4 protein-coding genes, 1 pseudogene and 1 other annotated feature are annotated in these 5991 nt (G+C 47.4%); of the genes and pseudogenes, 4 read left to right on the forward strand and 1 reads right to left on the reverse strand.

The genetic code is table 11. The features are described 5' to 3' along the window. Window positions 1-152: 152 nt before the first annotated feature. Window positions 153-2099, reverse strand: a complete 1947-nt coding sequence (htpG, locus tag PHF27_RS12895) for a molecular chaperone HtpG (protein ID WP_300070858.1) — start codon at window positions 2097-2099, stop codon at window positions 153-155. A gap of 211 nt (window positions 2100-2310) precedes the next feature. Beyond that, window positions 2311-2570 (forward strand) — a binding site (T-box leader). A 65-nt stretch (window positions 2571-2635) separates the two neighbouring features. On the opposite strand from htpG, the gene PHF27_RS12900 reads away from it, so the two are divergent. The 4 genes and pseudogenes from PHF27_RS12900 to PHF27_RS12915 all read left to right on the forward strand — a co-directional run. After that, a complete protein-coding gene (locus tag PHF27_RS12900) occupies window positions 2636-3931 on the forward strand; it encodes a phenylacetate--CoA ligase (RefSeq protein ID WP_300070861.1) in 1296 nt (431 codons plus the stop codon). A 17-nt stretch (window positions 3932-3948) separates the two neighbouring features. Then, on the forward strand, window positions 3949-4395 hold the full coding sequence (locus PHF27_RS12905) for an ACT domain-containing protein (protein ID WP_300070866.1): 447 nt from the start codon (window positions 3949-3951) through the stop codon (window positions 4393-4395). Window positions 4396-4423: 28 nt separating this feature from the next. Continuing rightward, window positions 4424-5095 carry a hypothetical protein gene (locus PHF27_RS12910; RefSeq protein WP_300070869.1) on the forward strand — a complete coding sequence of 224 codons (672 nt, stop codon included), beginning with the start codon at window positions 4424-4426 and terminating at the stop codon, window positions 5093-5095. Between the two features lie 102 nt (window positions 5096-5197). After that, a pseudogene (locus PHF27_RS12915) lies at window positions 5198-5991 on the forward strand (indolepyruvate ferredoxin oxidoreductase subunit alpha); the annotation flags it as partial.

Consider the following 5991-nt stretch of genomic DNA (forward strand, 5'->3'; position numbering starts at 1 on the left):
CAAGCAATAAAATTCATTAAAACACTGCAAATGGATACTACTGGCGGCATGAGCGTTTTAGTGAAGGTATAGCTTTAAAAACCTCATCCGCCTTCAAAAAAGCCCAGCCTATTGTGCAAAACAACAGGCTGGGCTTTCCATTTGTCTTGTTATTACGCTTTAGTAGACGGCGCGGCCATCAAGGAGGCCACTAGTTGAGCAAAGCGGCCCGGGTCTTCCGGAGCTAGGCCTTCTAGGAGCAACGCTTGACCGTAAAGGAGCTCGCAGTAATCGCCAAAGAGGGACGTAGTGTTACCGTCGGTAAACTGCGCTTGCAGGGCCTTGAACACCGCATGATTTGGGTTCAATTCCAAAATACGGCTGGCTTTAAAGGAATTTTTCTGGTCCATGTCCGCCAAAATCTGCTCCATAGAGAGACTGATGCCTTGGGCGTCGCTGACCAGGCAAACCGGGCTGGAGGTTAAGCGATGGCTCAGCTTGACTTCTGTCACTTTTCCTTCCAGGTGCTTTTTAATAGCTTCGAGCAAGGTTGAATTTTCCTTAGTTAATTCTTCTTGCTCTTTTTTCTTGTCTGTTTCGTCTTCCATATCATCCAGCTGCAGCTCGCCGCGGCTGATGGAACGGAACTGTTTTTCCTTGTAGCTGCCCAGAGCATCTACAGCGAATTCATCAACGCGATCAAAAAGATACAGCACTTCCAAGCCTTTTTCCTGCAACATTTCCATTTGAGGCAGACGCTCGACAGCGGTGCGATCTTTGCCTGCGGCATAATAGATAACGCTTTGTTTTTCCGGCATGCGCTCCACATAGTCAGCTAGGGTAGTCAGCTCGTCTTCGCTGCGGGACGTGGAGAAGAGCAGCAGATCCTGCAAACGTTCGCGATTGGAAAAATCAGAATATACGCCGCTTTTGAGGGCTTTGCCGTATTCTTTCCAGAAGGTTTCGTATTTGGGCCGGTCTTTCTTGCACAGCTGCTCCAGCGTTTTAAGTAGGCTCTTTTCCAGATTTTTGCCGATTTTCTTCAAAGGCAGACTTTGTTGCAGCACTTCGCGGGAGATGTTCAAGGAGACGTCAGGAGAGTCCACAAGGCCCTTCGCAAAGCGTAAGTACTCTGGTAGAAGATCCTGGCAGTCGTCCATGATGAACACGTTTTTCGAATAAAGGCGAATGCCTGTCGTCACTTCACGCTGATAAAAATCAAAGGGAGCGTGGGAGGGAATAAAGAGTACGCTGGTATATTCTACAGCGCCTTCCACCTTGGAGTGGATGACCTCCATGGGGTCCTGCCAGTCCAGGAAGAGGTGTTTGTAAAGCTGATTATATTCTTCCGGCTTAATTTCATTTTTATTGCGCATCCAAAGGGGAGACATGGAGTTTAGAACACGCACTTCTTCTTTTGGCTCCTGAGGCTCTTCGCCTTCGGCGGCTGGAGGCGCCATGACCGGCATGCTCATGCGAATGGGGAAGCGGATATAGTCGGAGTACTTTTTCACCAGCCGCTCTAGGGTATGCTTGTTTAAAAACTGCTCGTTTTCCGCTTCGGCTTTGCGATGCTCTTCTTTCAGGGAAATAATGATCGTCGTGCCGCGGCCTTCTTTTTCACATTCTTCCAAAGTGTAGGTGCCGTCACCGGTCGATTCCCAGCGCACGCCTTTTTCCTGACCTGGGGCGCGGGTGAGAAGAGTCACTTTGTCCGCTACCATGAACGCCGAATAGAAGCCGACGCCGAACTGACCAATCAGATTGGTATCGCCGCCAGCGTTTTCTTTTTCTTGCATGGCCGCCAAAAACGCTTTGGTGCCGGATTTGGCGATGGTGCCAATATTTTCGATGACTTCGTCATGAGTCATGCCCATGCCATTATCGGCAATAGTCAACGTACCGGAAGTTTCATCCGGCAACAACATAATTTCAAGTTCTTTGTTTTCGCCCAATAGTTCAGGGTTGGTCAGCGCCTCAAAGCGCAGCTTATCGATAGCGTCGGAAGCATTGGAAATGAGCTCCCGTAAAAAAATATCCCTGTTCGTATAAATGGAGTGAATCATCAACTCCAGCAGCTGTTTGGTTTCCGCTTGAAATTCACGTTTTTCCACTGTCATGAGTCCTTTTCCTCCTGTATAAATAGATTTAGGCAATCCCTTATCTATGATAGCGAAAACTTTCTCATCAGGCAAGATGCTAGAATAAAAACCACCAAATGCAAGATATGTGTTTTTATCCGAAGAACATTTTTAAAAAAAATATACAAAAATAACAAAATGGCTCTTGAAATTATCCCTAGCTATTGTTATACTAAATTCAATTTAACAACGAATGACGTTGAAGAGGAAAAGTAGGCTTACAGATTATCACAGAGAGCTGGCGGAGCTGGGAAGCCGGTACAAGAAGTAGGCTGAAGTTCTCCTTGGAGTTGCGAAACTGAATTTTTAGCGAAAGCTGAAATAGTAGGTGCCGCCGTGACCATCACGTTACAGATGGAAGGTATCGGCAACTGCCCGTACCTATAAAGTTGATTCGTGCATGCACGAATAACAAAGGTGGTACCGCGAGAAAATGCTCTCGTCCTTTACAGGACGGGAGTTTTTTTATTGGGAAAAAAGGCTTTTCCCAGTCAAAGAATGAGGAGGTCGTCAGTTTGTATTGGAATAATCACATTGAAAAGCTTAACCGAAAAGAAATGACGGAAATCCAATCTACTTCGCTGCGTGATTTAGTACAAAGGGTTTACACCTGTGTGCCTTCATATCGCCAGAAGTTTCAGGCCGCTGGTTTGTTACCCGCAGATATTCAAGGAATCGAAGATATTCACAAATTGCCTTTTACAACCAAGCAGGATTTGCGTGAAAACTATCCTTATGGTTTGTTTGCCTTGCCGATGAGTGAAATAGTCCGCATCCATGCCTCAAGCGGCACCACTGGCAAAGCGACCGTTGTTGGTTATACAAAGCGCGACCTTAACATGTGGGCTGAAGTTATGGCGCGAGCGTTAACCGCCGTAGGTGTTACAAATAAATCGTTTATCCAAAACGCCTATGGTTATGGGCTGTTTACCGGCGCGTTAGGCGTGCATTACGGCGCGGAACTGGTAGGGGGGTCAATTATTCCCACTTCGGTCGGAAACACGGCTCGACAGATTACCCTAATGAAAGATTTTGGCACGAATGTTCTTGCCTGTACGCCTTCCTACGCCCTGCATATTGCCGAAACGATGCGCGAAGCAGGTTTTGACTGCCAGGATATGCCTCTGCGGGTGGGAATTTTCGGGGCCGAACCCTGGTCGGAGCAAATGCGGCAGGAAATTCAACGCCAGCTGAATATCAAAGCCTATGACATCTATGGCTTGAGTGAAATCATCGGACCTGGCGTCGCCTGTGAGTGTGTGGAACAAGATGGCATGCACATCAATGAAGACCATTTCTATCCGGAAATCATTGACCCTGTAACTGGAGAGGTTTTACCGGAGGGGGAAATAGGCGAGCTCGTTATTACTACCTTGACCAAAGAAGGCCTGCCTCTGCTGCGCTATCGCACTAGGGACTTGACGGTGCTCAACAGAACCCCTTGCGCTTGCGGCAGAACGCTGGTACGGATGCAGAAGGTTATGGGCCGCAGTGACGATATGTTAATCATCGGCGGCGTTAATGTATTTCCGTCACAGGTTGAAAGCGTGCTTCTTGATCTGGGCATGGCGCCTCATTATCAGCTGATTGTGGAACGCATTGATAATCTTGATAAATTGACGATCATGGTGGAAATTACGGAAGAAGTATTTACGGATGAAGTTCGCGGACTTGAAACGCTGGAACATACGCTGAAGAAAAAGATAAGCGAACTATTAGGTATCTCCAGTAAAGTAAAACTGGTATCGAGCAAGACTATCGAGCGCAGTGAAGGTAAGGCTAAAAGAGTCATTGATAAGCGAAAAATATAAAGCAGGAGGTAAAACTTATGAATATCATTCAGCAAATCTCAACGTTTGTGGAGAACCGTCCTGGGGCCTTTCGGGAAATACTGCAGGTTATCCAGTCTAATGGCATTAATATTAAAGCTCTGTCCATAGCCGACACGGCAGACTTTGGTATCCTGCGGTTTATCGTTGCCAAGCCGGACGATTTGGGGAAAATCTTGCGCGAAGCAGGCTTTATTGTTAAGAAAACGCCGGTCCTTGCTCTTACTATCGGCGATAAGCCAGGCACATTGCTGACTTATGTGGATAAACTAAGCGATGCGGGTATTAACATTGAGTATGTTTATGCCTTCACCACGGCCATTGAAAATGTGGCCAAAGTAGTAGTAAAAGCGGATGATGTCGAGCAGGCAATGAACTTGTTGAGCAATGATCCGGAGATTAAGGAATACCTGCAAGCCAACGATGCTGTTGATTTTTATTGGTAAACGATAATTTCCTATTTTAGGAGGAAACATGAGACTAGGAGACTTTATCTGGCTGGCTGCGCTGTGTGCCGTTTCGTCGGTAATGGTGATTCCCTCTACGCATGAAGTATTTGTCAGCGCAACCAAAGCGCATCCGTACCTTATGGGCTTTGTCAAATTTGGCATTTTAGCGACAATGGGCGAACTATTAGCCATCCGTATTGCCGCAGGAGCCTGGAAAGCGCCTGCAGGGATAATCTACCGCAGTGTCATTTGGGGCCTCATCGGCATGCTCATTGTACTGATGTTTGAAGTCTTTGCCGGCGGGGTTACGGGCGCCATAAAAAAAGGACTGCTCTGGTCGGGCAGCGATGCTTTTGCCAATAAAATATGGGCTGCCTTTTGGATTAGCGCTATCATGAACTTGTTCTTTGGTTCTGCCTTTATGACCCTGCACCGGATTACAGACACCTATATTGACCTCGCTTGTGGTGAAACGAATTCAATGGGAAACGTGAAGTTATCTGACGTCATTGCTAGGATTGACTGGCAGGGCCTGGTGTCTTTTGTCATTTTTAAAACCATTCCCTTTTTCTGGATACCAGCCCATACGATTACGTTTTTATTACCCCCTGAGTATCGAGTGTTGATGGCAGCTTACTTGTCGGTAGCGCTGGGTGCTATCCTTGCCTACGGGAAAAGAAGAAAAGTAAGTACTTAAGTGGTTCAGGGGGACGGTTCTCCTGAGTCAGTTTTGTTAATTCTGGTTCGGTAGAACCGTCCCCTTGAACCAGTCTGAGAATATATTCGTAGTTGGAGGTTTATGATGAAACGATTACTGACCGGTAATGAAGCGGTAGCGCAAGGGGCATACGAAGCTGGCGTGACCTATGCTGCAGCGTACCCCGGAACGCCGAGCACCGAGATATTAGAAAACATCGCCACCTACAATGAGGATATCATCGCGGAATGGGCGCCAAATGAAAAGGTGGCTATGGAAAACGCGATAGGAGCCTCAATCGCCGGCGCCCGAGCACTAGCGGCCATGAAAATGGTCGGCGTCAACGTGGCTGCCGACCCCTTGTTCAGTTTTGCCTATGCCGGCGTAAACGGGGGAATGGTGCTGATCACAGCCGACGACCCAAGCCTTCACTCTTCGCAAAATGAGCAGGATAATCGACAATACGCTAAATTTGCCAAAATAGCCATGCTCGAACCAAGTGACAGTCAGGAATCCAAAGACATGCTGAAGACAGCCATGGAAATCAGCGAGAAATTTGATACGCCGATTTTATTCAGAATGACCACCAGAGTCTGCCACAGCAAGGGCTTAGTTGAAATCGGCGAACGAAAGGAAGCCAGCAAAAAACCGTATGCAAAAAACCTTGCCAAATACGACCTTATTCCGGCTGTTGCCAAAAAGCTGCGCGCCGAATTAGAAGGACGTCTGCACAAGCTGGCCGTCTTTGCGGATGAAACGAATTTAAACTACTTCGAATGGAATGATTCTAAGATTGGCATTATTTCCTCCGGGGTCGCCTACCAATACGCCAAGGAAGTTTTCGGCGATAAAGCGTCGTATCTCAAACTAGGCTTTACGTACCCGCTGCCGGCGAA

Origin of the sequence: Anaeromusa sp., assembly GCF_028691475.1 — a bacterium.
In the GTDB taxonomy this organism is placed as follows: Bacteria; Bacillota; Negativicutes; order Anaeromusales; family Anaeromusaceae; genus Anaeromusa.